Annotated in this window: 2 protein-coding genes; both read right to left on the minus strand. The window is 61.3% G+C overall.

The features are described from left to right. Nucleotides 1-2,495, minus strand: a 2,495-nt coding sequence (locus VNW74_RS28360; RefSeq protein ID WP_325683083.1) for an MMPL family transporter, incomplete at its 3' end; no start/stop codon positions are given. A 220-nt stretch (nucleotides 2,496-2,715) separates the two neighbouring features. After that, on the minus strand, nucleotides 2,716-3,306 hold a 591-nt coding region (locus VNW74_RS28365), incomplete at its 5' end, for a PEP-utilizing enzyme (RefSeq protein WP_325683084.1).

Below are 3,306 nucleotides of genomic sequence, written 5' to 3' on the forward strand. Positions count from 1 at the left end.
TCGGATCCGACAGCTAACAAGATGATGACCGCGAAAAGCATGACGGAAAAGTGGAGCCTGATACCGAAGAGGTCCTGCCAGATGAGCACGGAGAGTCCGATGGACGCCGCTATTGAGCTCGCGGCGGTGCCGACGATAACCGACGCGGCGACGAGGCTTCGCGTCAGCACCAGCATGATCGCGAAGATCAGGGTGAGCGAGGCGACCCCGGTGATCATGAGGTCGTAGGTGTTGCCGTCGTGCATGTCCTTGTAGGTCGCGGCGGTGCCGCCGAGATAGATTCTGGCGTCCGCCAAGGAGGACTGTTTCAGGCCCTGCTGCGCCGCGGTTCGCTCCGCGTCAACCCGCCCGATGCCTTCCGGGGTCGCGGGATCGCCCTGATGGGTGATGAAAAACCGCGCCGATTTGCCGTCCGGCGACAAGAACATCTTGAGGCCCCGCTGGAACTCCGCGTTATCGAAAGCCTCGGGGGGCAGATAGAAGAAATCATCGTTTCTCGCGGCATCGAAACTGTGCCCCATGGCAATGCCGGTGTCGCTCATGGCCTCCATCTGGTTGATCATCGCCTGGAAGGTGCTGTGCATGGTCAGTGTCAATCCACGAGTGCGGTTCATGCTGGCCAGCATCGGCGGCAACAGCTCGGCCGTTTCGCGCGTGAGCGAATCCGTACGCTTTATGTCATCCGTCAGACCGTGCAGCTTCTCATCGACCTGATCGACCCCGTCGAGGCCATCAAATATGGACCGAAGTGACCAGCAGACGGGGATGTCGAAGCAGTGCTTGTCCCAGTACAGATAGCTGCGGATCGGCCGCCAGAAATCGTCGAAATCCGCGATATGATTGCGTAATTCATCGGTGATGGCCGTCGCGTCTTCGGTGTCACGGGCGGTGTCGTGCGTCGCGTTGGACAGCTGATTTGTGAGGTCGTACAGCCGTTGCAGGTAGTCGATCGTGACCTGCTGCTCGTCCGCCAACTTCAGCATGTCGGCCATCCGGTCTTTTAAAAACGCCATATTCTGCATCGTCGTCTGGCTTTGCATGCTGCTCAGAAACGGCATCGAGCTATGTTCGATCGGAATCCCCAGGGGGCGGGTGATGTCTTGCACCATCACAATGCCCTCGACGTGGAGCACGTTTTTCGCCACCTTGTCCAGCACCAGCATGTCGGCGGGGTTGCGCATGTCATGGTCGGCCTCGACCATCAGCAAGTCGGGATTCAGTTGCCCTTCCGAAAAATGCCGCTGCGCGGCGGTATACCCGAGATTGCCCGGAGTGCTGTCCGGTAAGTAGTAGCGCTCGCTGTACAGCGTCTTGTATCCGGGCAAGGCGATCATGCCGATCAGAACGGCCACCGCACTCACGGCCAGAATCGGTGCGGGCCAACGCACGACGGCAGTACCGACCCGTCGCCACAGTCGACCCGGACGCGCCCCCTTGGATTCCAAAAGACCGAATCGACTGCTCACAACAAGAACGGCCGGCCCCAGGGTAAGCGCAGCGGCCACGACAACGAGCATGCCTATCGCGACCGGAACCCCCATTGTGGTGAACCAGGGCAGCCGGGTAAAGCTCAGGCAAAACGCCGCCCCGGCGATCGTCAGACCCGAACCCAACACGACGGGAGTGACACCGTGAAAAGTGCTGTAGTAAGCAGTCTCGCGATCCTCACCGGTCGCGCGTGCCTCTCGGTAACGTCCGATGAGGAATATCCCGTAATCGGTTCCAGCCGCGATGGCCAACATCGTCAGCAGAGACGTCGCGAATACCGCGAGCTCAATCAGCCCGTAATTGCCGAGCACCGCGATGACGCCCCGAGACACCGCCAATTCGATCAGGGTCATGAAAAGCTGGATCAGTGTGGTGGCGATCGAGCGGTAGACCAGAAACAACATGATCGCGATCGCACCAAGGGTGAACGCGGTAATTCTATTTATGCTTGCGTTGCCGATCATGTACTCGTCGTAGCTGTGCGCCGTTGAGCCGGTGACGTAGGCCGTCACCCCTGGCGGCGACGGTGTCCGATCCACGACTTCGCGGACCGCTTCGACGGATTCGTTCGCCAACGTCGTGCCTTGCGCACCGGCGAGGTTCAAGAACACATAGGCGCCCTTGGCATCGGCGCTCTGGACTCCCGCCGCCGTTAACCGATCACCCCAGAAGTTCTGAATGTGCTGCACATGCCGGGGATCTTGCTCCAGCTGATGGATAATGGTGTCGTAGTAGCGGTGCGCCGCCTCGCCGAGTTCCCGCTGGCCTTCCAGGATGATCGTGACCGTACTGTTGGAATCGAATTCCTTGAAGTTCTTGCCCATGCGCATCATCGCTTGCATCGACGGCGCATCCATGGGGGCCATCGGTGCGGCATGCCGCTCGCCAACCACTTCCAGCTGGGGCGCGATGACGTTCACCAGCACGGTCAGCGCGACCCAGCTAATAATGATCGGCACCGCAAACCAACGGATCAGGCGGGGCACGATAGGTCGCCTGGCATCCATCGATGTCCCGCTCGTCCCAGACGTCACTATCCAGCCCCGGCGCTCCGGAGTTGTTGGCTTCCAACGCCTTGACGTGCGCACACGAACTGTTGTGGCATCACTCGGAACTGTCTCGGCGAACGCATCGATTTAAGCAAAGTTAAAAACACGGTGGGTGGTTTCTACCACAGGTTTCACCGGCGCGGTCTAGTTTTCGGCCAACCCGCTAGCAAACTCAGAACTAACCAGGGGCTTTCACGGCCGGCTCCAAGATCTCCACCAGGCCGGCATCGCCGTCCACGCGGATGAGCTGGCCGTCGCGAATCCGCCTGCTCCCGACCTCGGTGCCGCACACACACGGGATGCCCAGTTCGCGCGCCACGATCGGCCCGTGACTCAGCATGCCGCCGTAGTCGGTCACAACGGCCCCGGCCACCAGGAACAACGCGACCCAGCTGGGGTCGGTGGTCTCGCAAACCAGGATGTCGCCCTCGTCCAGCTCGGTGGTCACCGGGTCGAGGACCACCCGCGCCCGCCCGGTCACCACCCCAGGACTGGCGGCGACCCCCGTCAGGGCGGTGGCCTCGCAATCCGCGGAAAGATCTTGGACCGAAACGATTTGCGGCCGACCAGCCCACGCTTTGGGCAGCCGACGTAGCTGACGATCCGCGAATTGCTCACGCCGACTGGAGATCTCGCCGAGTTCGCCGCTCACGTAGCCGCTGCGCAGGGCGTCGTAGGTGAGGTGAAAGACGTCATCGCGGTGCGACAGTGATCCCGCCGCCACCAGGTCCGCACCGAGTCGTCGTATGCACGCCCGGGCCACGTCAAA

The sequence above is a fragment of the Mycobacterium sp. genome (assembly GCF_035570115.1).
GTDB lineage: Bacteria > Actinomycetota > Actinomycetes > Mycobacteriales > Mycobacteriaceae > Mycobacterium.